This window comes from Sulfurimonas sediminis (assembly GCF_014905115.1).
Taxonomy (GTDB): domain Bacteria; phylum Campylobacterota; class Campylobacteria; order Campylobacterales; family Sulfurimonadaceae; genus Sulfurimonas; species Sulfurimonas sediminis.
Genome location: NZ_CP041235.1, coordinates 927,706 through 951,558 on the forward strand (window position 1 = coordinate 927,706; position 23,853 = coordinate 951,558).

At 38.0% G+C, this 23,853-nt stretch carries 24 protein-coding genes; 14 read left to right on the forward strand and 10 right to left on the reverse strand.

Going from position 1 to position 23,853, the window contains the following annotated elements; all coding sequences use genetic code 11:
• Positions 1-16: 16 nt before the first annotated feature.
• The 4 genes from FJR45_RS05015 to gatC form a co-directional block, all read right to left on the reverse strand.
• A complete protein-coding gene (locus tag FJR45_RS05015; protein ID WP_193151623.1) occupies positions 17-2,200 on the reverse strand; it encodes a TonB-dependent receptor in 2,184 nt (727 codons plus the stop codon).
• Positions 2,201-2,281: 81 nt separating this feature from the next.
• Positions 2,282-3,379 carry a type IV pilus twitching motility protein PilT gene (locus FJR45_RS05020; RefSeq protein ID WP_193151624.1) on the reverse strand — a complete coding sequence of 366 codons (1,098 nt, stop codon included), beginning with the start codon at positions 3,377-3,379 and terminating at the stop codon, positions 2,282-2,284.
• The gene (locus FJR45_RS05025; protein ID WP_193151625.1) at positions 3,376-3,717 is read right to left on the reverse strand and encodes an arsenate reductase family protein; all 342 of its coding nucleotides are present in this window, start codon (positions 3,715-3,717) and stop codon (positions 3,376-3,378) included. Before FJR45_RS05025 ends, FJR45_RS05020 begins: the two co-directional genes overlap by 4 nt.
• Before the next feature lie 4 nt (positions 3,718-3,721).
• Complete coding sequence (gene gatC, locus FJR45_RS05030) at positions 3,722-4,012, reverse strand: Asp-tRNA(Asn)/Glu-tRNA(Gln) amidotransferase subunit GatC (protein ID WP_193151626.1); 291 nt, start codon at positions 4,010-4,012, stop codon at positions 3,722-3,724.
• A 118-nt stretch (positions 4,013-4,130) separates the two neighbouring features.
• On the opposite strand from gatC, the gene FJR45_RS05035 reads away from it, so the two are divergent.
• The 6 genes from FJR45_RS05035 to FJR45_RS05060 all read left to right on the forward strand — a co-directional run bounded on the left by FJR45_RS05035 (position 4,131) and on the right by FJR45_RS05060 (position 8,571).
• Positions 4,131-4,727, forward strand: coding sequence for a YfgM family protein (locus FJR45_RS05035; RefSeq protein WP_193151627.1), 597 nt, complete (start codon positions 4,131-4,133; stop codon positions 4,725-4,727).
• 3 nt (positions 4,728-4,730) lie between these two features.
• Positions 4,731-5,726, forward strand: a complete 996-nt coding sequence (locus FJR45_RS05040) for a hypothetical protein (protein WP_193151628.1) — start codon at positions 4,731-4,733, stop codon at positions 5,724-5,726.
• Entirely contained in the window at positions 5,727-6,554 is an 828-nt protein-coding gene (locus tag FJR45_RS05045; RefSeq protein ID WP_193151629.1) for a tyrosine-type recombinase/integrase, read from the forward strand. It begins immediately after the preceding gene.
• Entirely contained in the window at positions 6,551-7,027 is a 477-nt protein-coding gene (locus tag FJR45_RS05050; RefSeq protein ID WP_226966483.1) for an HD domain-containing protein, read from the forward strand. Before FJR45_RS05045 ends, FJR45_RS05050 begins: the two co-directional genes overlap by 4 nt.
• Positions 7,028-7,358: 331 nt before the next feature.
• Entirely contained in the window at positions 7,359-7,862 is a 504-nt protein-coding gene (locus FJR45_RS05055) for a hypothetical protein (RefSeq protein WP_193151631.1), read from the forward strand.
• 1 nt (position 7,863) lies between these two features.
• Positions 7,864-8,571, forward strand: a complete 708-nt coding sequence (locus tag FJR45_RS05060) for a sulfite exporter TauE/SafE family protein (protein WP_193151632.1) — start codon at positions 7,864-7,866, stop codon at positions 8,569-8,571.
• Between the two features lie 26 nt (positions 8,572-8,597).
• Here the strand turns inward: FJR45_RS05060 and FJR45_RS05065 are convergent, their stop codons facing one another.
• Genes FJR45_RS05065 through FJR45_RS05080 form a run of 4 tightly spaced genes read right to left on the reverse strand, consistent with a single transcriptional unit; the run spans position 8,598 to position 14,161 of the window.
• Positions 8,598-9,503 carry an LOG family protein gene (locus FJR45_RS05065; RefSeq protein WP_193151633.1) on the reverse strand — a complete coding sequence of 302 codons (906 nt, stop codon included), beginning with the start codon at positions 9,501-9,503 and terminating at the stop codon, positions 8,598-8,600.
• 10 nt (positions 9,504-9,513) lie between these two features.
• Positions 9,514-10,779 carry an MgtC/SapB family protein gene (locus FJR45_RS05070; RefSeq protein WP_193151634.1) on the reverse strand — a complete coding sequence of 422 codons (1,266 nt, stop codon included), beginning with the start codon at positions 10,777-10,779 and terminating at the stop codon, positions 9,514-9,516.
• Positions 10,776-11,534 (reverse strand): polyphosphate kinase 2, encoded by a 759-nt coding sequence (ppk2, locus tag FJR45_RS05075; RefSeq protein ID WP_193151635.1) that lies wholly within the window; start codon positions 11,532-11,534, stop codon positions 10,776-10,778. The genes FJR45_RS05070 and ppk2 overlap by 4 nt, the downstream gene beginning before the upstream one ends.
• Positions 11,534-14,161 (reverse strand): plasma-membrane proton-efflux P-type ATPase, encoded by a 2,628-nt coding sequence (locus FJR45_RS05080; protein ID WP_193151636.1) that lies wholly within the window; start codon positions 14,159-14,161, stop codon positions 11,534-11,536. The genes ppk2 and FJR45_RS05080 overlap by 1 nt, the downstream gene beginning before the upstream one ends.
• 79 nt (positions 14,162-14,240) lie before the next feature.
• Between FJR45_RS05080 and FJR45_RS05085 the strand changes: the two genes are divergently transcribed.
• The 3 genes from FJR45_RS05085 to FJR45_RS05095 are packed head-to-tail and all read left to right on the forward strand — an operon-like array spanning position 14,241 to position 18,801.
• Complete coding sequence (locus FJR45_RS05085; protein WP_193151637.1) at positions 14,241-15,062, forward strand: HDOD domain-containing protein; 822 nt, start codon at positions 14,241-14,243, stop codon at positions 15,060-15,062.
• Positions 15,059-17,782 carry a DNA polymerase I gene (polA, locus tag FJR45_RS05090; RefSeq protein WP_193151638.1) on the forward strand — a complete coding sequence of 908 codons (2,724 nt, stop codon included), beginning with the start codon at positions 15,059-15,061 and terminating at the stop codon, positions 17,780-17,782. Before FJR45_RS05085 ends, polA begins: the two co-directional genes overlap by 4 nt.
• The gene (locus tag FJR45_RS05095; RefSeq protein WP_193151639.1) at positions 17,782-18,801 is read left to right on the forward strand and encodes an aldo/keto reductase; all 1,020 of its coding nucleotides are present in this window, start codon (positions 17,782-17,784) and stop codon (positions 18,799-18,801) included. The genes polA and FJR45_RS05095 overlap by 1 nt, the downstream gene beginning before the upstream one ends.
• A 13-nt stretch (positions 18,802-18,814) precedes the next feature.
• Here FJR45_RS05095 and FJR45_RS05100 read toward each other — a convergent pair whose 3' ends face one another.
• Together FJR45_RS05100 and fliK are read right to left on the reverse strand one after the other, a co-directional pair.
• The gene (locus tag FJR45_RS05100) at positions 18,815-19,069 is read right to left on the reverse strand and encodes an EscU/YscU/HrcU family type III secretion system export apparatus switch protein (RefSeq protein ID WP_193151640.1); all 255 of its coding nucleotides are present in this window, start codon (positions 19,067-19,069) and stop codon (positions 18,815-18,817) included.
• A complete protein-coding gene (fliK, locus tag FJR45_RS05105; RefSeq protein ID WP_193151641.1) occupies positions 19,066-19,998 on the reverse strand; it encodes a flagellar hook-length control protein FliK in 933 nt (310 codons plus the stop codon). Before fliK ends, FJR45_RS05100 begins: the two co-directional genes overlap by 4 nt.
• A 52-nt stretch (positions 19,999-20,050) precedes the next feature.
• On the opposite strand from fliK, the gene FJR45_RS05110 reads away from it, so the two are divergent.
• The 5 genes from FJR45_RS05110 (at position 20,051) to FJR45_RS05130 (ending at position 23,827) form a co-directional block, all read left to right on the forward strand.
• Positions 20,051-20,479 (forward strand): hypothetical protein, encoded by a 429-nt coding sequence (locus FJR45_RS05110; RefSeq protein ID WP_193151642.1) that lies wholly within the window; start codon positions 20,051-20,053, stop codon positions 20,477-20,479.
• Positions 20,479-20,997: a thiamine phosphate synthase gene (locus FJR45_RS05115; RefSeq protein WP_193151643.1), complete on the forward strand. Its 519-nt coding sequence runs from the start codon at positions 20,479-20,481 to the stop codon at positions 20,995-20,997. The genes FJR45_RS05110 and FJR45_RS05115 overlap by 1 nt, the downstream gene beginning before the upstream one ends.
• A 71-nt stretch (positions 20,998-21,068) precedes the next feature.
• Positions 21,069-21,665: a TetR/AcrR family transcriptional regulator gene (locus FJR45_RS05120; protein WP_193151644.1), complete on the forward strand. Its 597-nt coding sequence runs from the start codon at positions 21,069-21,071 to the stop codon at positions 21,663-21,665.
• Complete coding sequence (locus tag FJR45_RS05125) at positions 21,643-22,548, forward strand: NADH-quinone oxidoreductase subunit B family protein (protein ID WP_193151645.1); 906 nt, start codon at positions 21,643-21,645, stop codon at positions 22,546-22,548. The genes FJR45_RS05120 and FJR45_RS05125 overlap by 23 nt, the downstream gene beginning before the upstream one ends.
• Positions 22,526-23,827 (forward strand): nickel-dependent hydrogenase large subunit, encoded by a 1,302-nt coding sequence (locus FJR45_RS05130; protein ID WP_193151646.1) that lies wholly within the window; start codon positions 22,526-22,528, stop codon positions 23,825-23,827. The genes FJR45_RS05125 and FJR45_RS05130 overlap by 23 nt, the downstream gene beginning before the upstream one ends.
• Positions 23,828-23,853: the final 26 nt, after the last annotated feature.

Consider the following 23,853-nt stretch of genomic DNA (forward strand, 5'->3'; position numbering starts at 1 on the left):
CTTTCCCTTGTTTAGTTTAAAATTTTGCAGATAATCCTGCTAAAAATGTTCTTCCTGGATTAACGGTTAGTCCCATATCTCTTACATCATACAAACCATCATCATTTCTGTCTCCAGTAACACGAGGCATCATATAATACTGTTCATCAAAAAGGTTTTCAATTTTTGCAAACATTTCTATAGGAAAATGAGATATTTTTGTATTGTATTTGAGACGTAAATTTACAACTGCATAACCATTGACTTTAATTTGATTCATTTCATCTGCATATTGTGAAGATCTGTAAGTTACATCTGCTGTAATGAGTAAAGGTTTTAGAACTCTATAATTTCCTTCAAGGTATACAGTATGCTTTGAAGTTCTTGGAATAGTATTTCCTGTAAGATTGTATACGCCTGCAACATAATCTCTATCTGTTATCTGATCACGCAAAATAAGGTTATACTCATCGTATCTTGTGTATTTTGAGTCTAAATAAGTATAGTTGAGAGTGAAATAAACCATTTGTTTTTTATCACTTAAGATGCTGAGTTCTACTCCTCGGTTACGCACATCAGCCATGTTATCATAAAAAACATCAACACCTCTTGTGGAAGCGTAGTTTCCACTGCTTCTTCCTATGACATCTTTTCTGTCGAGTTGGTACACTGATAAATTATAAGAGAACAGATTTGTTTTGAGTCTGTATCCTATTTCATAATTGTATGTTTTTTCAGTTTTTATATTTGTATTGTTTGTATATGTACCACTGTATGTTGAGGTAATAAGATCGCCTGCATACATTTGTGACAAGGTTGGAACTCTAAAGCCTGTTGAAGCATTGGCATAAAAAGAGGACTTTTTGTCTAATTTGTATGTTGCACCTGCTCTGTAGGAGATTTCATTAAAAGTAGTTTCTCGATTGTACGCAGTTAAATTGTTTGTATAGTCATAAGCAATATTGTCATATCTTACATTAAAAGTTGTAGTGAGTTTTTGTGTAAAAGCATATTTTAATTCTGCATAAACGGCGCTGATATTTTCTTTTGAAGTTGTATCGCTGGCAACTTCTCCGATTGGATGTAATACGCCAGCACGATCGGTAGAGTTTACTCTATATTTACTGTTTTTATCCTCTTTGTTACGAGCTATGTCAATTCCAAGCATAGTGGCTGCAAAAGTTCCATCAATTCGGTATTCGGATTTTACTCCTTTTTGGAGTGTATTTGCATAACTGTCATAAAGATGGTCATCTCTTAAGCCGTCACGATTAGAATCAAAGGCGGCACTTTGGTTGGTAGTTGTATCATCATATTGATAAACTTGAAGCATAAGATTTGAGCCATTATCAAAATCTTTGGAGTATGTAATGAAAAGTTTTGTTAAGTCAATATCATAATCCGTGGCATATCCAACTTCTCCATAACTTTTTTTGTTGACATCTGCATTATAAGTATATGTTTGTGTTGTTGGATCATATGTTGCATAGGTTATTGAACCTGTATCATTTTCATATCTTTTTGTCTTGTCAAAACCAAAAGTTACATCACTTGTATCATCAACATAATACTGAAATTTACCGTTAATTGACTTTGTCCAGTAATCAGAGTCTTGCCAGTATCCGTCACTCTTTTTGTAATTTGCCTGTAAATATGTAGCAAAATTTTCTGTTGCATAGTTATAAGAGGCTATATATTTTTGGTAACCATAGCTTCCTTGTTCTGTTGCTACAACCCCTTCATTTTTTCCTTTTGCTCTTTTAGTAGTAATGATAATTGCCCCCGCAAGTGCATCATTTCCATACAGATAAGAAGCTCCTCCTTTAATAACTTTAATAGATTCAATATTGTCCATATCAATATTGATGCTTCCTGCGCGCTCTTGAACAGGAACCCCATCTATAACTATGGCAACACCGGGCTTTTCACCCATGTACATCTCGGCACCGATACCTCTTATATGTATCTTGTTAGAATCATTTTCATTTTTTCGTACAGTAACACCTGGGATAGTATTTAAAACATCAGCAATATTTTGTGCATGAAATTCTTCGACTTCAGTTCCACTCATTGTATATGTGTTTGAAACTTCAGTAGTATTATCTTGATATTTGTCATCAATTGTGGAAGATTGTATTTCGATGGTATCCAGATTTATGCTTGCTGCAGATGCATTTATGGCAAGTGCACATATTAGGGAAATATAAACATCTCTTTTCATTTTCATCCTTTTTTTTCGTTAAAGGCATATAGTATAAAAAGAGTGTTACAAAAGTATTAAGTTTTAAATATTAAGCTTTAATTAAAGGGAACCTATCATCTTCATTAACTCTTCGGGTCTGTTGGAGTTTTTAATGGCATTTTCTTTTGAGATAATATTTTTTTGAAGCAGTTCTATGAGCTGTTGTGTCTGTGTTGTCATATGCGTCTCTTGCTGGTTTAACTGCATTTGAGAATAAATCTGGTGCACTTTGTCCTCTCGTATTTGATTTTGGATTGCCGGATTTGTAATAAGTATCTCTTGTGTGGCCACTTTACCGCCGCCTATTCTTGGAATAAGTGTCTGTGCAATAACCGCTACCAAAGAAGAGGAGAGTTGTGCCCGAATTTGGGCCTGTTCTTCCCCGTCAAATACATCAATGATACGGTTAATTGTTCCGGGAGCCGAGTTTGTGTGCAGGGTTCCAAAAACCAGGTGACCGGTTTCGGCTGCTGTAAGTGCTGCTCCGATGGTTTCAGCATCACGCATCTCCCCGATAAGGATGATATCAGGGTCTTGTCTTAGTGAATATTTGAGTGCTGTGGCAAATGATTCTGTACTGTTTCCAACATCGCGTTGGGAAAAAAGAGATTTGATGTTTTTATGAACGAATTCCACAGGGTCTTCAATGGTGATAATATGACGGCGTTCTGTCATATTTATCTCATGTAACATGGAAGCAAGTGTTGTTGATTTACCTGAACCTGTCGGACCGGTTACCAAAATAAGTCCTTTTTCTTTTTTTACCAGTTCTTTGAAAATAGGTGGATTTCCATATTCATCAAGTGTTGGAATGTCTATAGGAATCATACGAAATGCACAGGCAATTCCATGAATGGTTCTGTAAAAGTTTGCACGAAAACGACCAACATCTTTGAGTTCAAATGAGAAATCCAGTTCATTGCGCTCTTCAAAAACTTTCTTTTGTTTGTCTTCAATGAGAGAATAGGCCATCTCTTCAATATCATTGGCGGTAAGCACAGGAAGATTTAAAGCGCGTAACTCTTTGTCTATTCTGATTTGCGGTTCACTGCCCACAACAAGGTGTAAATCCGAAGATTTAAATGCCAAGACACTTTTTAACAGCTTTTTGATATCTAAGCGTTGCGTAGAACTCTCTGTTTTTGCTTCTTCATTCATAAAAAACTCCTTTGGTATTGTTCTTCATTGAAACCGACAAGAACATCATCGTTGTACTCTACGACAGGACGCTTAATCAGCAGGTTTTCTGTGCAGAGCCACTCTTGTTGCTGTTGCGCATCCAGGTTCAGTTCTTTGAGTTTGAGATTTCTGTATGTTGTACTTCTGGTATTAAAGAGGGGTTTGATGCCGACTTTTGATACCCAGTAGTCTATTTTCTCACATGGAAGTTTTTGTGTTTTAAAGTCAAAAAGCTCATATGCAAGATCATGCTTTTTAAAAAAAGAGAGTGCCTTTTTGACGCTGTCACAGTTCTTAATGCCATAAACTTTTATCATGGAACTACTCAATAATTTTAGGAACGATGAAAAAATCATCTGCACTTTTTGGAGCGTGCTTTAAAATTTCCTGGCTGATGGTAATATCACACTGGGGAATGTCTTCGCGTAAAGGTGTTGCTCTGTCATCCATAGCAAAAGTACTGTCCACTTCACTTGTATCCAACTCACTTAAATTCTCTACAAAACTTACTATTTCTGAGAGTTGCGATATAATTTCTTCACGTTTATCATCGCTTACATGTAAATAGGAAAGTTTTTCCAGTCGTGTTAATAGTGTGTCATCTACTTGCATTGTCTGTCCTGTATAATAGTTTATTTTGATTTTATCATATATTTGATAAAACTTTAACTTATTTATGGGTAATATTAGAAACTTTATAAAACAATCGAATAGATATAAGGAAGAATTTTTGAGTTTAAAAGAAAATATTGAAATGGTAAAAGAAGAGCTGACATCAGAAGAAAAGTTTTTTGAAAAAGCAGTGGTTACAGAGAAATTTATAAAAAAATATAAAAAGTTGATGATAGGTTCCGTTGTGGCAATTACACTGTTTGTAGCCGGTGACATTGCATACAATATCAGTAAACAGCATACACTTGAAGCGGCAAACCAGGCGCTTTTGACATTACAGAAGAATCCGAAAGATGAAGCGACACTGGCAACTTTGGCTTCATTGAGTCCAAACCTGCATGATCTTTGGGTCTATTCCCAGGCCGTTGTCAGCAAAAATATAAAAGAATTGGAAAAACTGCAAAATTCTCAGGCTTTACTGCTTGGTGATTTGTCAAGTTATGAAGTGGCACAAAATCTTCAGGATATCAATAAACTTGAAGAGTACGCTGAAAAACAAGATGCCATATACCAGGACTTGGCTCAGGTGCAACTTGCAATTTTACTGATGCATGACAAAAAGATAGAAGAGGCACATTCAAAACTCAGTATGATCAGTGTAAACTCTCCATTGGCACAGGTTTCTCGTGCTTTAATGCACTATGGAGTAAAATAGACTTTGAAAACATATATATTTTTAGCATCAATGATGCTTGTATTGCTGAGCGGATGTAGTACAAAAGAGGTCTTTACACCAAAAAAAGTTTCTTATGACTGGAAAAATCATGCCAAAATTGAAGATGAAATAGTTGATATTTCATCAAATATGGCACTTTTGGATAATGGAAAAGTTTTAGACAGAGACGGAAATATAAGCATACAAATTGACAAAGAACATCAAAGGGTACTCGGAGAAAGTGACGGTTGGGTTTTATCTGCCGCAATTGACGGAAACTTGACGCTTACATCAGAGCAATCAGCGAAAACGACAAAACATTTTGCCTTAAAAAGAACAATAGCAACCGCAGGTGTCAAAGATAATATTTTGGCAGTTTTATTTGCCAACAATGAAATAGCCTTATATGATATGCCTTCAAAAGAGCTCTTGTTTAAAGAGCAGGGCGGTAAAGCGATAGCAAATGATATTCGAATTGTTCAGCCATACTTTATGAATGATCTGGTGATCTTTTCAACATTGGACGGCAAAGTCATCATTGTGAATACAAAACTGAAAAAAAGACTCAGAACTGTCATAGTCTCGTCTGATGATTATTTTAACAATATTGTCTATTTCAGTATATTTGATGATAAAATTATTGCCGCAAGTGATTCCAAAATCTTGTCACTTTCGCAAAAAGAACTGCGTGCCAAATATGAATTACGAAATATCGTGCATGATGAAAAAGCTTTGTATATTACAACAAAACAGGGAGAAATACTCTCCTTGACACCCTCTTTGCAGCTTGAGTCTAAAATAAAGTTTCCTTTTGCGCACTTTTTGGGGATGATCAGTGATGGAGATAATTTATATGTTCTGGAAAAAGAGGGGTATATGATAGTGGTCAATAAAAAAACATTTGATTATACCATTCATGAAGTGGATTTGGATGACGGGCTTGTTTTTGTCGGTAAAAAAGCCTTCTTTGTAGATAATGAGAAAATCTCTATACAATAGATGTCAAACGAACTGGAAGCTTTTTTAGAGTATATTACTGTAACAAGGGCTTTGAGTAAAAAGAGTGTGGAGGCATACAAAAGTGACTTGTGTGCCATTGAAGAAAAACTCTCAAAACCGTTGATTTTTCTTGACACACAAAAACTTATGACGCTTTTGTCTTCGTATGAAAACAAACGCACACTCAACAGAAAACTCTCCTCCGTCAATGCTTTTTTTGAATTTTGCTACAGGCAGCAGTTCAGCAGTGAAAAAACAAAACTGAAATTTGCAAAAATTCCAAAACTTCTTCCGAAATTTTTATCTTATGAAGATATATTACACGGTCTGGACCTGATAGACAGAAGCAACTGGATAGGCTTGCGAGACTATGCCCTTATACTGTTTTTATATGCAAGCGGCACGCGTATCAGCGAATGTCTGGAACTGGAACTCGGCGATATAGAAGGCGGATGGTTACATGTAAGGCATGCAAAAGGAGAAAAAGAGCGAATTGTTCCTTTGGCAAAAGTTGCAAAAGGGGCAATAGATGCCTATCTGCTTACATGTAACATGCAAAAAGAGTATGTCTGGTGTAATTACCAGGGAGGAAAACTCAGTCGGATTTCCGCGTATAAAATAACACAAAAATACCTTGGAGTCTCCCCTCATGTACTGCGTCACTCTTATGCAACTTCACTGATTCGGGGCGGAGCCGATTTACGGGTAGTACAGGAACTTTTAGGACATGCTTCACTGCTGACAACACAAATATACACCCATATTCAAAAACAGGATTTAAAAGATACTGTAGAAGTATGTCATCCTATGGCAAAGGAGTCACTGTGAATACAACAAACAACAAAATATTTTCCTATGCTTTTTTGGATTCACTCTTCTTTACACAGAACAAATGGCATCAGCACGGTGTTTTGGTTCATACTCTGCGTGTGACATATTATGCGCTTAAAGCGGGAGATTTCAAGTTTTTTGCTGCAGCACTTTTGCATGATATCGGAAAGCCTTTTGTCGCTTATAAGAAAGATGCGGAAGATTATGAGTTTCATGAGTGGAGTTTTACGGACCATGAAGAGAAAAGTTATCAGATTATAAAAAACTGGCCTTTTATCAGCGAATACACGAAAAAAATTGTACGGTATCATTACCTTATCCGGGATATTAAAAAGTCAAAAAAAGAAGACCTCCCGAGATATGCCCAAAAAAAAGAAATCTGGGATGCTTTGGACGAGGATTTGCAAGAGGATTTACAAAGGTTTTTGCACTATGATGATCTGGGAAAAGGTAAAAAAAGAAGAGATTAATACAACTGTAACAATTTCGCTATATAATGTGCCATGTGAATAAAGAGTAATTCAATACGATCAGGTTAAGCAGTTTTTTGGAACCTAGGTTTTAACCTCGATGCCATTAAGTTAAGTATTTATTTGGAACCGGTACTTCAGTGCCGGCTGAGAGTGGCAAGACTATTGCAACAGCCGGCACTGCAGAAAAAAATTTAGTTTTTTTCTAAGTCATGCTTTAGCATAGAAAGTACCGGTTCCAAATAAATACTTAACTTAATGGCGGTGATGGGCTCTGAAAAAGCCGTTTAATTAGGCTGAAGAATATATTTCAAAAAAAGGTTAAAAAAATATGAAAAAATTTATGCCGATTCTTCTTATCGGAATTATTGTTATTGTTATTGTTACACTTTTTCTCTCTTTGGAAAAAACTCAGAAAATGGTTGTTATCAAAGAGGGAAATCTCAAGCAACTGCCTTTGAAAATGGAGTTGCACAAGTTTCAAGACAGTGACTGTGGTATGGTCATAGATGATTTGACATATGCCTCTCAGGTTGTCGCACCCGATGGGAAGACCTGGTTTTTTCATGATCATGGGGATTTTGTGCATTGGCTCAGTGACAAAAAGTTTAAAGATTCTGCTGTTATATGGGTAATGAGCAGAGATACGCACCGGTGGATAGACGGAAGAAAGGCCTACTATACATTAAATGAACTGACACCTATGGGGTATGGTTTTGGAGCTTATGAGCACAAAAAAGAGGGCATGGTCGATTTTGATACGATGCGTCTAAAAATGCTCCGGGGTGAAACAATGAAAGATCCAAAAATAAGAAAACAGCTACTGGGACAATAGTGTGGATACGGTAAATTTACTAACAATTGTCACTATTGCTTTTTTAGGCTCTTTTGGGCACTGTATCGGTATGTGCGGGGGTATCGTCCTTGCCTATTCAACGATTAAAATTGAACCTGCAAGCTCCAAGGTCTCCAAAACAGTTGCCCATTTGCTGTATAACTTTGGACGTGTACTGACTTATACAATTTTAGGAGCACTCTTTGGTGCAATCGGCGGGGTGGCAACGTTTAGCAATACTGCAAACGGTACACTGCTCATCATCGCAGGAACTGCCATGATTTTGGCAGGTTTGTCTTTAATGGGAAAAATAAAATTTTTGACAGTGATAGAACACTCCATCTCTTCATCAAGTTTTTACAAAAAATCTTTTCAAAAAATTTTGCATTCAAAATCAAACACAAGTTTTTTTATTTTGGGAATGCTCAACGGTCTGCTTCCATGCGGTTTTGTCTACTTTTTTGCCATCACGGCTGCAAGTACGGCAAGTCCGCTTTACGGCGCTTTGGTAATGTTTATCTTTGGTATTAGCACCATCCCTGCAATGTTTTCTTTAGGATTTTTATCTTCACTGGCATCTGCAACAAGTTTTAGAAATATGATGATGAGCCTCTCTTCTGTGGCTGTGATTTTATATGGAATATTTACGATTTACAATGGGTATGACTACTTGACAAATCCTCTCAGAACACTGTTGCAGTGTCATTAAGTAAAAATTTAATGTACTTGCGTTACTTACAAGAGTGGTGTTCCCTGTTCCTGATGCCATGAGAGAATGAATTGCCAAGCTTCTTCTGCATTGTCTGCAAATGTAATGATCTCTGTATCCTGCGGGGCAATGACACCCTCATCTTTTAAAAATTCAAAATCTATTGCTTTGTTCCAGTAGCTTTTGCCGACAAGGATCACAGGAATTGTCTGTGATTTTCTTGTTTGAATCAGTGTCAGTGTCTCAAACAGTTCATCAAAAGTTCCAAATCCGCCCGGATAAATCACCAAAGCTTTTGCACGGTTTAAAAAATGGAGTTTTCTGATGGCAAAATAGTGAAACAAAAAACATAAATCAGGGGTAATATATGGGTTGGGATACTGCTCATGCGGCAGTTTAATATTTAAACCTATACTTTTCGCTCCAACATCATAGGCCCCGCGATTGGCTGCTTCCATAATGCCGGGACCGCCTCCGGTCATTATAGTGACACGGCAGTCTTCAGCACTCTTTCCGCTTTTTCCTACAAGTTGACCGAATTTTCTGGCATCATCATAGTAAATACTTTTGCCAACCATCCGTTCTGCAACATATAGTTCATGTAAGAGGTCTCTGTTGTTGGGTTTTTTCTGCAGCATTTCTCCAATGGCCGAAAGCCGTTTCATTGCAGTCTCTTTCTCGACTATCCGTGCACTTCCAAAGACAACTATGGTATGTTCTATGCCGTGTTTTTTCATTTGAAGTTCCGGTTTGAGGTAATCAAGTTCGAGTCGGACACCTCTTGCCTCATAAGAGTTAATGAACTCTTTGTCTTCTTCCGCCATTGCATATGTCGGGCTTTTCATAATGGTTTTTATAAGCTCTAATGACTGCGGGTCTTCTTCTTGCAGTTTTGGATGTTCCCAGGGTAAAACAGTTTTATTTTTTTGCATTTACAATTCCTTAAAATATATGTTCAAAATAGAGTCCCCATACGATGGTAATAACACCTAAGAGAGAAATCCACAGTGCCGATTTATAGGTATTTTTTATTGTACCAAACCATAAAGCATAAATAGCTTTAAGCAGGTTGTTGCTTCCTGCGGCTATCATTATAGCGGCAGTTGTCTGGGTGTCCTCGATAGAGAACTTGCCTGTCAGTATAGAGAGAATAAAGGGATCAATATCGGTAAAACCGACTAAAAAAGAGAGTATTTCCAGTCCTGATGTTCCGTAATGCTTCGTCACAAAATGGGTAATGACAATCATGGCAACAAACAAAAAGGCAAACAAAAAAGCAGTTTTGAGTTCCAAAGGGTTGTGGTCGACAATTTCAACATTTTCCTGGGTTTTTTGTCCGCTTTTCAAATAAAACAGAGAAATCAGAAATCCTGTAAGTGCCAGGAGTATAAAAGGAAAAAGCAGACTTTTCCCAATCTCAATATTAAAAATCAAGGCAATGACAATGAGACGCAGATACATCACCGAGGTTGCTGAAATAATCGCTGCATCTATGACGGCATACCCTTGCAGCTGTTTTGCTTTTCTTGCCAGTACAACAGTTGTCGCAGTCGAAGAGTAAGAGCCGCCAAATATTCCTGTAAGGTAGTAGCCTTTGGAGGGGAAAAAATATTTTTGCAATATATAACCACCGTAACTGATGCCCGAAATCACCACAACAGCCAGCCAGATTTTAAAAGGAGAAAGAGGAATGTAGGGAATGATTTTTGTATCGGGAAGCAGAGGCAGGATGACGACAGAGAGGAGTATCATTTTACTTAATGTTTCAAATTCACTGATATTGATCTCTTGTGTAAACTTCTCAACTTCTTTGTTGACATTTAGAATAAAAACAATACTGACATACAGCAGGGCTGTCATCCACAATGCCTGTGTCTGAATAAGTGCGCCAAAAGAGTAGACTAAAAGCATGACAATATAGAGCAGGATACTGCGTTGGTTTTCTTGAAGATTTTTTTGATAGAGCAGGGCATACAAGAGTGTAATTGATAAAAACCCTCCCGCATACAGAATATGCAGACTCGAATCAACCGCAAATAAAACAAAGCCTAAAATTCCTACAAAACTGTAGGTGCGTACATCTCCAAAGAAAAGATTTTCTGTTTTGGAAGTGATATGCTGTTTTCTGTATGATTTGACTTCGAGTCCGACCAAAAAGCTAAAAACAGTGACAACCAGAAAATGTACCAAATCAATATTTAAACTCATTTATAAATCAATCCTTTTGTATAACAGCTCTCATCAAAAAGGCATACGACATTGTGATCAAAGCGTAAACACTCTTTGTTCTTGTCTTTATAATCAACCTGTGATAAAAAATGTTTGAGGGTATTGATTCGTGCTGCTTTTTTGTCATCACTGTGGACAACATACCAGGGGGCAAAGACAAAGGAGGTTTTGTTAAACATCTCATCGCGTGCATTTGAGTAGGCTTTCCAGTGTTTTTGTGCCTGTTCGTCAATCGGGCTGAGCTTCCACTGCTTGAGAGGGTCTTTTTTTCTCTCTTTGAGGCGTTTTTCCTGTTCTTCTTTTGAAATATCAAGATAATACTTGATAAAAATCATTTCGGCATTGACTAAGAGGTGCTCAAAATTACCTACCTCTTTCATAAAATTTTCATACTCCTTTTGTGTACAAAAATTCATGACTTTTTCCACGCCGGCTCTGTTGTACCAACTGCGGTTAAAAAAGACCATTTCTCCACCGATGGGGAGTTCCGGGACATATCTTTGAAAATACCATGATTTTTTATCAATATCGCTTGGTTTGCCAAGTGCAACCACTCTGGCATCACGAGGACTTAAATGCTCGGTAAAACGTTTTATCATACCATCTTTTCCTGCAGCGTCACGACCTTCAAAAATTATACATACTTTTAGGTTTTTTTTAATAACTTCTTTTTGAAATTTTACAAGTTCAACCTGAAGCCTGTAAAGTTCTTCATTATATTCTTTTTTTTTCATTACAGCGCCTCCTCTCCATAGCGTTTTTCATAATATCGAACAACTATGCGTTTGACCATATCATTAAACACAAACCATACACTTACATAGCCCCATAAAAAGAGGGCCCATTGCCAGTTGATTCTGGTCATGAGTCCAAAACTGTACAGACCTATGGCCGTGCCGATGAGTGCTGTCAAAAAAGATGCCAGGAAAAGCGGCCATGAGGGATAGGGCTTTTTAAAGAACCAGTCAGCTATACGGGTGTTAAAAATCGTATAATGCCCGGCGAGAATAAGCTTGACAAAGAAGAGTGTCTGGACAAATCCCAAAAATGATTTATCATCATGCATATCAATCCATGAGGGAACTTCGGGCAGGAACATTGCCGTATCGGGATGTGATTTCAAATAGACCATTGTGATATAAAAGATGGTAAAAGAGCTGAGCACTCCGGCAACTCCAAGCCAACTCGAGAGAATAAAGACGATTTTCATATCCCATCGTACCGGTTTTTCTTCCACTTTTGTGTTGTCATAAGCAATTGCCATAATGGGAATATCATTGAGCAGTGCCAAAAGAATAATCATAATCGCAGTAATTGGATAAAAATCAAACACCACAATAGCCAGTGTCATAAATGCCAAAATACGAATGGTTTCTGCTATACGGTAAACAACATAGCTTTTCATTCTCTCAAATACTATACGTGCCTGCTCAATCGCATCTACAATTACATGTAAACCCGGAGCCATAAGCACAATATCTGCTGCTGCCCGCGCGGCATCAGTCGCACCGCTTACCGCAATACCGCAGTCGGCTTTTTTAAGTGCAGGGGCATCATTGACACCGTCACCGGTCATACCGACAATATGGTCTGCTTTTTGAAGCTTGTCTACTATAAAGTATTTGTCTTCTGGAAAAACCTGTGCAAAACCGTCGGCATTTTCAATGATTTTGACAATTTCACTCTCATGCTGACGGACAGTTCCCTCAGGAAGCGGCTGTGCATCAAGCTCTTTTTGCACTTCTTCGACTATCTGGGCTACCTCTTTTTTGATTTCCTCTTTGTCCGCATCTTTTTGCAAAGTTTTCAATATTGAACGTACGATGATTTCTGAAAGATAGATGTACTCTTTTGTACTCTGTCCTTTGAGCTCTTTGATGTTTTCTATATCTTGTCCGATATTTAAAATACCGGCAATATATTTTGCAACAGCGATATTGTCGCCGGTAACCATTTTCACCGCCACACCTTTTGCATTTGCTTCGGCTATGGCTTCCTTGGAGTCCTCTCTCGGAGGATCAAAAAGCGGAATGAGTCCGGCAAAATGGTAGAGATCCTCTTCGCATTTTTTATAGGCCACACCAAGTGTTCGAAATCCTTTTTGTGCAAAATCATCTACCTTTTTGTAGGCTTCTTTTTTATCAAACTCTTTTTCATCACATAACTCTATAATAACCTGAGGAGCCCCTTTGGTATAAATGAATCCATCCTCAAAGACGCCTTCTGTTTTTTTATGTACCGGATCAAAAGGGATGAACTTTTTCATCTTTGATTTTTGAAGTTCTTTGCTGAGGTTATGCGCCTCAATATAGTCAAAAATCGGCTTTTCTATCGGGTCTTCATTCTCTTTTTTGCTGGCATATGCAGCATAAAGCAGCAGCTGCTCTTGAGTAAAGTCTCCGACAAGATACGGCTTGGCAAGACTCATAATGTTTTGCGTGAGCGTACCTGTTTTATCTGAACACAAAATGTCCATGCCGGCTGCTTCTTCAATGGCCGAGAGTTTGGTAACAATGGCCTCTTTGGTTGCCAGGACTCTGGCACCGAGTGCCATAGTCACTGTCAAAACTGCAGGCATTGCCACAGGAATCGCCGAAATGGTTAAAATAAGCGCAAATATCAGCAGGTCCAAAAGCGGTTCGCCTCTGGAGATTCCATGCCAGATGATAATCCCTATAAGGACAACGGTCACAGCAATGAGAAAATCTCCCACTTTGATAACCATTTTTTGGAAATGTCCCTGCTCCTCTTTTTCAGCCTTAGCGACAAGACCGACCGTTTTGCCAAAGTAGGTGTTAATTCCAGTAGCTGTTACACGTGCTGTCATTTCACCCTGTTTGATAATGGCATTGGCATAAAGATCATCCTCGGCCTGTTTGTTGACAGGCAGAGATTCTCCTGTCAGTGCAGACTGGTCAACCTGCAGAAACTCTCCTCCGCCCAGGAGTTTACAGTCTGCCGGAACAACATCTCCTATTTTTACTTTGATAATATCATCGGGTACAAGCTCTTTTGCATCAATACTCTGCCATCTTCCCTCACGCAAAACAAGTGCTTTTCTTGCCAGTTTTTTCTTTAAAACGGCAATGGCACTCAATGCTTTTGACTCTTGATAAAAATCAACAAAAGCATTGACAAGCAGCATAAACAAGATGACAGCAAAATCTTCCCACCTGCGTGCAATGGCAGAAAGAACAGCAGCCGTTTCAATCATCCACGGAATAGGTCCCCAAAATCGCCGTAAAAGTCGATGCAGCCAACTCTCTTCTTTTTCATTTAATTCATTGTAGCCGTATTTTTCCAGGCGTTTTTGTACTTCTTCTTGTGTCAATCCGCTTAAATTATCATCATATGTTTCCATTCCAAGAACCTTGTTGTATTCGCTCTAAAAACATTTTAGCACAATATGTTATAATAAAAGAAAAATAAAGGCTTATTTTATGAAGAGCTCAATAATTGAGAGTATAAAATCGCTTCCTCCTCTTTCAAAAACCATTATTGATATTAACCGGGTTTATGCGGATGAAGAGGCCGGTGTCGGTGACTTGGTCAAGGTTGTGGAACGTGATCCTATGATAGTTGCCAATTTACTTAAACATGCCAATTCTCCTTTGTATGGGTTTGGGAGAGAGATTAAAAGTGTTGCACAGGCTGTTTCACTTTTTGGTATGAGTATGACACGCTCTATTGCGCTTGGAAATTCTGTTCGTAAACTTTTAAATGTAGATATGCAACCTTACGGAGTAACAAGTGAAAAATTTGCAGAAATCTCCAGTATGCAGGCAACGCTTATGCGTAAATGGTATACAAAAATAGATAAACAAAAGGCTGATACATTGTATTTGGCTGCATTTTTGCAAGAAACCGGAAAAATTCTCATAGCAAGTGATGTAATCCAGGAAGATGAAGGTGTGAGTTTTCAATCAGAAGCAGAGCATTCAAACAATTTGGCAGAGCTGGAAAAAGCATATGTAGAAGTGACAAGTTCTCAGGTAACAGCAAAAATCTTTGAGCACTGGGGTTTTGAAAAAGAATTTGTGGAGATGATTCGTTATGCGGACAATCCTTTGAGTGCACCGGAAGAGGTACAGGAGTATGCTACTGCTTTGAATATAGTCAAGACTGTCATTCCTGTTAATAGTCCTTTGTCCGAGCAGGCAATGAATTTTGGACTCAAACGTGCCAAAGACAGCGGTTGCGATGCGAGCATACTGCAAGAGACAATCAATGATATGCTTGATGCTGCAGAGGTTTCTTCATGAGTAAAACAGTTACAGTTATAGACACATTCGGATTTTTCTTTCGGAGTTTTTACGCACTCCCTCAGCATTTACGCACAAAGGATGGTTTTCCGACCGGACTTTTGACAGGCTTTACAAACTTTATAGCAACCCTGCAAAAAGAACATGACAGTGATTATATAATTTTTGCCATAGATTTCAAAGGGGATACCTTTAGAAATGAAATAGATGTCAACTACAAAGCAAACCGCAGTGCTCCTCCGCCGGAACTGACACAGCAACTTCCTGTAGCCATAGAATGGATAAACAAGATGGGATACAAAACACTTGGCAAGAGTGGGTTTGAAGCAGATGATATTATTGCTACTCTCGTAAAGTGTGCAAAAGAAAAAGGGTATAAAGTACGTATAGTGTCTCATGACAAGGATTTGTGTCAACTGATAGATGATGACAATGTTGTTTTAGTTGATGCGATTAAAAGAAAGTATATTAATGAAAAAGACTGTTATGATAAATATGGCGTGACTCCAAAACAGTTTATAGACTATCAGTCCATCCTCGGAGATAGTGCAGATAATGTTCCGGGCGTTAAAGGTATAGGCAAAGTCGGTGCCGAAAAACTTCTCAAAGAGTATGGGTCACTTGACAATATTTATGCTCATATAGACGAAATCAAAGGAGCAACGCAAAAAAAACTGCTTGAGTCAAAAGAACAGGCGTATATGTCAAAAGAGCTTGTGACTCTGCATCCTGATGTTTTTGACTGTAAAGATTTTGATTTTGAAGAGTATAAAATGGATATTGAAAATCCATTTTTAAATATTTATGATGAACTTGTCAAATATGAACAAAATGCAATACTCAGAACATTACATGCAAAAAATATGGTAAGTCCTGAGCGTCAGGAGAGCGCAAAAAAACTTCAGCAATCGTGTGAAGAAAAAGCTTCAAAACTGGATTTTAAAGCAACTCTTTTAACAGATGAAAAAGAGCTCAATGCAGTGCTGGACAAACTTGATGCAGAGACACTCGTTGCTTTTGATACTGAGACAACAGGGCTTGACTATATAAAACACAAGCTTGTAGGTTTTAGTTTCTCTTTTAATGATGAAGAGGCCTATTATGTGCCTTTTGGGCATTTTTATTTGGGTGTTGCCGATCAGGTAAGCAAAGAGGTTGCAAAAAGTGCCATGCGTCGTATTTTTAACTCTCGTGTAGTCGGTCACAACATAAAATTTGATTTGCATTTTGTCACACGTTTTTTAGACGAAAAAGAGTTGCCTATATATTGTGACAGTATGATTTTGGCATGGCTGATTAATCCTGAATCGGCTTTAAGTCTTGACAAACTTTCTGACAAACTCTTAGGGCATGAAATGGTGCATTTTAAAGATACGGTAAAAAAAGGAGAAAATTTTTCTACCGTGGAACTTGATGATGCCTGTGTATATGCCGCAGAAGATGCTTTTATAACACGAAAACTCTATAAACTCTTTTTACAAAAACTGGAACTCCAGGATGCGACACACCTCATAGAAGAGGCAAAAAGAGTTGAAATTCCGTTTATTCATACGCTTTTGAAAATGGAAGAAGAGGGCATAGAAGTAGACACAGCCTTTTTGGAGAAGTTTTTGGTTGAGGTAAAAGAGACACTGGAACATCTGACAAAAAGTATTTATGAACTTGTGGGAAGTGAGTTTAACATTAATTCAACACAGCAGTTGGGAAAAATACTTTTTGAAAAACTCGAACTTCCTGTGGGAAAAAAGACAAAAACAGGCTACTCTACAGATGAAAAAGTGCTCAGTTCCTTAAAAGAGAAACATCCCGTCATTCCAAAACTACTGGAGTATCGTGAAGTACATAAACTCTACTCTACCTATATAGATCCGCTCTTAAAACTGGCAGATGAAGATGAACGCCATAGAATTCATACCTCTTTTGTGCAAACCGGAACGGCAACAGGAAGATTGAGCTCAAAGAATCCGAATCTTCAAAATATTCCGACAAGAACACCACTTGGTGCAAAAATCCGTAGAGCATTTGTAGCCGGTGAGGGTAAAAAACTTATAGGTATTGATTACTCACAGATGGAACTGCGCCTTTTGGCACACTTTTCACAGGATCCTGTTTTGGTGGATGCTTTTATGCATGACAAAGATATTCACTTACAGACTGCTGTAGTTTTGTTTGGCGAAGAAGAAGCACCGGCAAAAAGAAATATAGCCAAAACGGTAAATTTTGGACTGCTTTACGGAATGGGACAGAAAAAACTCTCAGATACTCTGGGCATTACAACCAAAGAGGCAAAAGCAATTATCGAGAAGTATTTTACATCTTTCCCAACGGTGAAAAATTATTTTCGCTCCATAGTAGAACTTTCAAAGCAGCAAGGATATGTAGAAACACTGCTCAAACGCAGACGCTATTTTGACTATGAAAATGCAACACCGATGTACAGAGCAGCCTATGAAAGAGAAGCGGTCAATACTGTTTTTCAGGGAAGTGTGAGTGATATTATAAAACTCAGTATGAATAAAATCCATACTGTTATTAATGAGGAAAAACTGCCGGCAAAAATGCTGTTACAAATCCACGATGAACTGATTTTTGAAGTCGATGAAAAAGTGGCTGATGAACTTGGTAATAGATTTAGAGATATTATGGATCATATTGTAGAGTTAAATATACCGTTAAAAGCAAGTTTGAATATTGGCGATAATTGGGGAGAATTAAAGTAATGCAGTTCAGATATATAGGAAAAACAGGTTTACGAGTAAGCCCGATATGTCTTGGAACTATGACCTTTGGAACGCAGACACCTGATGAAAAAGTAGCTTTTGAAATTATGGACAAAGCGTATGATGCGGGGGTGAATTTTTTTGATACGGCAGAGTTGTATCCTGTTCCTCCCTCTGCAAAACTAGCCGGTATAACGGAAGAAATAGTAGGACGATGGCTCAAAACAAAACCGCGTGAGAGCATTATACTTGCTACAAAGGTTGCAGGGGCTGCAAACGGTTGGTTTGTTCCGCCTGTTCGTCACGGACTGACAGCGATAGACAGTTTTCATATTGAGAGGGCGGTTGAGGGAAGTCTCAAACGTTTGGGTACTGACTATATAGATTTGTACCAGATGCACTGGCCGGATACCATAGTGCCGATTGAGGAGAGTCTTAAAGCTTTCGACAGGCTTGTGAAAAGCGGCAAGGTACGTTATATCGGAACGTCCAACGATACGGCATATGGTACTTCAAAAGCACTGATGACAAGCGAATTCAAAGGATATGCCCGATTTGAGTCTATTCAAAACAATTTTTCTCTTTTAAATCGAAGATTTTTGGATGAACTTGCTGTGCTTTGTGAAAAAGAACAGATTTCGCTTTTACCGTATTCACCACTTGCAGGCGGAGTCTTGAGCGGCAAATACAATCAGACAAATAATACAACAGGAAGATTTGCAACGTATGTACAGTCAAAAAATGCAAGACAAAGAGCCATGGCACAAAGATTTTTAAATGACAAGACGCTTGTCTCGACGCAAAAATATTTAAAAATAGCACATGATGCAGGGCTTGACCCGGTAACTATGGCGATTGCCTGGTCCAAACAGTTCTCTTTTGTCGCATCCACTATTATAGGTGCCACACAATCAGCACAACTTGATGCGAGTTTGGCGGCAATGGATTTAGAACTTTCACAGGAAGTGCTTGACGCCTGTGACAAAGTGCATCAGGAAATTTTATACCCTATGGGTTAGGTATGTATAGTTTTTATTTGTCTCTTGTAACTGAATAAATAAAGCTAAAAACTTCGGCAATTGCTTTGTACATTTGCGGTGGAACTTCTTTGTCCAATTCCACTTTAGACAAAAGTTCTACCAAGTCTTCATCTTTTTTAAGCGGTACACCGTTTTCTTTGGCGAGTTGGATGATTTTTTGTGCCGTTTTTCCTTCACCTTTGGCGCTGACCAGGGGGGCCTGGTTTTTTTCTTTGTCATATTTGAGTGCGACGGCTTTTGTTTTCATACTTTTACCTCAAAACCCATCTCCAAATCATCATTTACCTGCTTTTCATATTTGTTTTGCTCTGTCTGTGTAAAACGGATGTCTTTTGGCACTATATTTACATGTAATAGCTGTTTTTTGAGGCTTGGCATATTGTTTTGCAAAAGAGACTTGAGTGTTTCATTTTTAGTACTGATATTTATACTCAGTTGATTTTCTTCAAAAAGTGCCAATCGTAAGTCAAGTTCACCGTACTCTTTTAACTGGAGATGAATGTCGCAAAAAAATTTCTTGTTTTTTGCATTTTTAAGCGTTATATTGCCTTCTTCGAGTGCATCCCAGCGATAAGGAATGTAGAGTGATGCAGAATTTTGAAGGTGTGAGATGAGTTGGTTGTAGTCAATCTGAAGCAGGAGTTTGTCTATAGCTTTGAGAATTTCTTGTTTGTTTGGCTGTGCAGAATTACTGAGTTCTTCATGTACTTTGAGTAAAACTGCTTTAAGATCGGATGCAAAAACCTCTTTTGGGTTTGTTGCGTTTTTGATGTTTGCTTCTAAAAAAATACCGGAATTTTTGAGTTTTGTTTTGAGATCTTTTGGATGTATGTCTTGGATGTTTGTCAAAATTTTTTCAAGTGTTTTTTCCAAAGGCAGTGAGGTTTTGTTCTGTCTTAAGGTGTGTAGAAGCTCTTTGAGTGTTGCATTTGTATTTGTCAGATTTTTCAGTGTCGGATTGTTTTTCAACAAATCAAGCAAGAGTTGGTTTTGTTTGGTGTCTGCATGAAGAGACTGTTTAAGCAGGGCATCCAAAACAGAACCCAAATCTTTTGCTTTACTGAGTCTCTGCAACTCCTGTGGAGAAACACTTTTTAAAACCTCCGCCAAAGCTTTGTTGGTATTTGGCAGGATTACATGTAACTGCTTGGAAGAGGCATTGTTTAATTTTATCATAGCCTAAGTTTATCATACTTGAGTATAATACGCAAAAAAACAGAGAGAGAAAATGGATAAAAAAATAGAAGAAATTTTAAATATCTGGCATAAACATTTTGCAGACGAAGCAAACCAATACTCCGAATATGAACCCTCGGATATTGAATATTTTGTAGGCTGTATGCTCTATAATCATTTTGCATTTTCCAAAGCACATCACAACCTTAAAACTATGGATTTAAGTTATGATTTTTTGTCTGCCTGCGGGGATGAATATGAAGTGATACAAAAGATGATAGCCGACATAAAGTTTGAAGATGAAACAAAGGCTTTGGCATTTTTGCAAAATTATATACAAGAAGCAAAAGCAAAATATACAAAACCCGAGCTTTATCTGCTTGACAGACTTGACTATCATGTCAGTGCAATGGCAGAGCGTTATGCAAAAAATGTGGATGTGCAGAAAATAGATTTTCAAAATCCTTTGTTGAAAAAATAATGAAAAAGTATCTTATAACATCCACACCTTCGTATTTTCAACTCAGAAAACATAGGCCGGATTTTGCCCTGTACCGTGACAAAGAAAATAAAAATTATGCAACAGAAGCACAAAATTTTGTGCAAATGTGCAAACCCTTACACGAACTCAAGGTGTTTTTGCACCAAGAATATAACTTGGCTAAGGAATTGGGTGCAGATGGCGTGCATTTGACATCACAACAGTTTGATGACATTGAAAAAGCAAAAGAACTGGGACTTGAAGTCATCATCAGTACACATACGCATGATGAAGTACATGTAGCCGAGGCGATGGGAGCTGATTATGTGACGTATAGCCCTGTATTTTCGTCTCCGGGTAAAGGGGAACCCAAAGGTGTGCAGGATTTACAGAGTATAGCGGGGATGACAGATGTCAAAATTTTTGCCCTTGGCGGGATTGTCACGCAAGAGCAGATTGATGCGATAAGTGAAACAAATGTCTACGGCTTTGCTTCTATACGTTACTTTTTAGGCTGATTTAGGTAGATAATTTTTGCACTTACACTGATAAGGTGCTATAATCAGAAAATATAATTATTGGGAAGAGTATGGCAAGAGCAACAAAAGAAGAGCGTAAAAACGGAATAATTTCTGCGGCACTGGAACTTTTTTCTGAAAACGGATTTTATATTACAACCATTCCTGACATAGCGAAAAAAGTCGGTATGAGTGTCGGTAACTTTTACAACTATTTTAGTTCAAAAGATATTCTGGCAAAAGAACTCATTATGTATATATCAGAATATCTTGGGAAAAATATCCGTTGTATCAATGAGAGTGATATACGCACCCAGGAAAAAATTGAAAAAATTGTCTCCATGTATTTTGATACGGCCAAAGAGAGACCGGAGATGATAGAGTATTTTTTACGTGTCTACCTCTCAAATAGAGAAGTTTTTAAAGACGGATGCGAGGGAATGATATGTGTTTCTCCTTTTATTACGGAAATGATGATATTTTTTGAAAACGGTGTGGCTTCAGGTGAGCTGCATGATCAGGATTTCTTCTCAGCTTTTGGGCTTTTTATGGGCTATTTGGGTGGTATGGTATTTCTTTACGGTGAAAAAATTCTTCCTGAACCATTGGATGATTATAAACAGTCAATTTCTGAGAACATTTATAATGCACTCAAAACAAGAACATAAATTAAAAGTTTTTTGGCTGCAGGGCCTTACATGTAACGGGAATGCTCACTCTTTTTTAAATCTGGATTACCTAGGCGAACTGTTAGAAAAGATAGAGTTTTTACACCATCCTCTTTTACCTGCAAAATACGCTTTAAGTGAAATGGCGGAGTGTAAAACAGGCTGTGATGTTTTGATATTTGAAGGGGCATATGATCCGTCTTTAAAAAGGGCAGGTGTTTTTGTAGACAAAATACTTCGCCATTATGCAAAAAATGCCAAATACATTATAGCAGTCGGTACCTGTGCCAGTTTTGGCGGCATATTCAAGGCGACTTCTCCCCAGACAAATTCCGGTATACTTTTTAATGAAAACGATAAAAATGGTCCGCTGCAGGAATATAATGAAAAAATTATTAACTTATCCGGATGTCCGGTTCATCCGGAGTGGCTGGGTTTTACATTGAATATGATTATTGACAGACGCAAGATTGTTCTTGATGAAGAACACAGACCACAGGAACTTTACAGCTCCCTGGTGCATCACGGCTGCACACGAAACGAATATTTTGAATGGAAAGTGGATGTGAACCATTTTGGTCAAAAGGAAGGCTGCCTGTTTTACAAGCAGGGTTGTCGCGCACCGATGACACACGGATCATGCAATACAATTCTCTGGAATGGTGTAAATTCCAAAACAAGATCGGGAACACCCTGTTTTGGCTGTACAGAGAGTGACTTTCCAAGAACAAATTTTTTTGAGACAAAAACAAATATGTCCATACCGGCAGATGCTCCTGTCGGTGTACCAAAGAGAGCTTACCTGACTGTAACAGGTATTGCAAAAACATTCCATATAAAACGACTTGAGGAGCCTTTGATTGATTACAAAAACAATACTTGAGCAGATAGAGGGTGAAGCCTCACTCTATTTTGATATGAAAGACAATCTCGTCGATTTTGTAACCATAGCCTTTCCTCATTTCAGAGGTATGGAAAAGATGCTTGAAGGCAAAAATGCTATGGATGCTTTGGTGATTACTCCAAGAGTATGCGGTATTTGCGGACATTCTCATGTTTTGGCAAGTGTGAGAGCCATAGAAGATGCTTATAAAAACAGTGGCTTTACTGTAAATATAACACAAAAAGCATCAAAGGTACGAGAACTTACTCTTGTTTTGGAACTTATTCAAAACCATCTGAAATGGATTTATTTGGTGCTTGTCCCGCATCTCAAAGAACTTTGCGGATCAAAAGAACTGCTCAATACTCCTCTTAAAGGTGCCTATGGTGCTTCTTTGGCAACAAAAATTCTGGCAATTTTTGCCGGACAGTGGCCACACTCTTCTTATATGGTTCCCGGAGGGATTACAAGTGATTTTACCTACGTGGACCTTACAAAGGCAAAAAGTCATTTGCAAAAACTGACAGAGTATTTTGAAACAGAGACTTTAGGAGTGAGTGTTGAGGAGTTTTTATCTTTTGAATCATGTAAAGATTTTGCATCGCTTGAGAGTGATTTTGCAAAAATAGAGCATTTATTGATAGATTTGGGAATGCAGAAAAAAGGTCATGCCAAAGATGCTTTTTTAAGTCTGGGTACTCATGAGTTTTCCCATGCTGCAAAAGTAAAAGGGACAAAGCTTTTCAAGGTAGTTTCAAAATATATAGATACCCAAGATGCCTATGCGCCGGATGAGAAAAGTTACGCGAAAAATGCTCTTTATAAAAAGCAGTTTTATGAAACAGGTCCCCTTGCACGTTGCATGGCAAAAGAGTTCAAACTCATAAAAAATATGCACAGAAGATTTAAAGACAGTGCCTATACCCGTGTTATGGCGCGTATTTATGAAACTGCACACCTTCTTGCGTTTTGTAAAAAACTTTTAGATGAGATAGATATCAGTGAAGTATCCTGCATAGAGACTATTGCGCTTAAAAACATCTCAGGAATAGGAGAAGGGGTTGTGGAAGCACCCAGAGGGCCGTTAATTCACAGAGTGCAAATAAAAGAGGGTATTATAAAGTCTTACAAAATCATCACTCCGACACAGTACAATATAGCAAGCGGCACAAAAGAAAACCCTTCCCCCGCACAACAGGCAATGCTGCATTGCTCACAGGCAGATGCAAAATTTATATTTCGTACCTTTGATGTCTGTTCTGTGTGTACTACTCACTAGTTTAGTTCCAAAACAATATAGGAAAA

What these genes read in the sequence shown, in the direction of transcription:
- FJR45_RS05080 (WP_193151636.1), bottom strand. Translation starts at nt 14,161, where the DNA reads ATGGAAACATATGATGATAATTTAAGCGGATTGACACAAGAAGAAGTA.
- ppk2 (WP_193151635.1), bottom strand. Translation starts at nt 11,534, where the DNA reads ATGAAAAAAAAAGAATATAATGAAGAACTTTACAGGCTTCAGGTTGAA.
- FJR45_RS05020 (WP_193151624.1), bottom strand. Translation starts at nt 3,379, where the DNA reads ATGAATGAAGAAGCAAAAACAGAGAGTTCTACGCAACGCTTAGATATC.
- FJR45_RS05045 (WP_193151629.1), top strand. Translation starts at nt 5,727, where the DNA reads ATGTCAAACGAACTGGAAGCTTTTTTAGAGTATATTACTGTAACAAGG.
- FJR45_RS05115 (WP_193151643.1), top strand. Translation starts at nt 20,479, where the DNA reads ATGAAAAAGTATCTTATAACATCCACACCTTCGTATTTTCAACTCAGA.
- FJR45_RS05055 (WP_193151631.1), top strand. Translation starts at nt 7,359, where the DNA reads ATGAAAAAATTTATGCCGATTCTTCTTATCGGAATTATTGTTATTGTT.
- fliK (WP_193151641.1), bottom strand. Translation starts at nt 19,998, where the DNA reads ATGATAAAATTAAACAATGCCTCTTCCAAGCAGTTACATGTAATCCTG.
- FJR45_RS05125 (WP_193151645.1), top strand. Translation starts at nt 21,643, where the DNA reads ATGCACTCAAAACAAGAACATAAATTAAAAGTTTTTTGGCTGCAGGGC.
- gatC (WP_193151626.1), bottom strand. Translation starts at nt 4,012, where the DNA reads ATGCAAGTAGATGACACACTATTAACACGACTGGAAAAACTTTCCTAT.
- FJR45_RS05100 (WP_193151640.1), bottom strand. Translation starts at nt 19,069, where the DNA reads ATGAAAACAAAAGCCGTCGCACTCAAATATGACAAAGAAAAAAACCAG.
- FJR45_RS05110 (WP_193151642.1), top strand. Translation starts at nt 20,051, where the DNA reads ATGGATAAAAAAATAGAAGAAATTTTAAATATCTGGCATAAACATTTT.
- polA (WP_193151638.1), top strand. Translation starts at nt 15,059, where the DNA reads ATGAGTAAAACAGTTACAGTTATAGACACATTCGGATTTTTCTTTCGG.
- FJR45_RS05065 (WP_193151633.1), bottom strand. Translation starts at nt 9,503, where the DNA reads ATGCAAAAAAATAAAACTGTTTTACCCTGGGAACATCCAAAACTGCAA.
- FJR45_RS05095 (WP_193151639.1), top strand. Translation starts at nt 17,782, where the DNA reads ATGCAGTTCAGATATATAGGAAAAACAGGTTTACGAGTAAGCCCGATA.
- FJR45_RS05070 (WP_193151634.1), bottom strand. Translation starts at nt 10,779, where the DNA reads ATGAGTTTAAATATTGATTTGGTACATTTTCTGGTTGTCACTGTTTTT.
- FJR45_RS05025 (WP_193151625.1), bottom strand. Translation starts at nt 3,717, where the DNA reads ATGATAAAAGTTTATGGCATTAAGAACTGTGACAGCGTCAAAAAGGCA.
- FJR45_RS05120 (WP_193151644.1), top strand. Translation starts at nt 21,069, where the DNA reads ATGGCAAGAGCAACAAAAGAAGAGCGTAAAAACGGAATAATTTCTGCG.
- FJR45_RS05015 (WP_193151623.1), bottom strand. Translation starts at nt 2,200, where the DNA reads ATGAAAAGAGATGTTTATATTTCCCTAATATGTGCACTTGCCATAAAT.
- FJR45_RS05085 (WP_193151637.1), top strand. Translation starts at nt 14,241, where the DNA reads ATGAAGAGCTCAATAATTGAGAGTATAAAATCGCTTCCTCCTCTTTCA.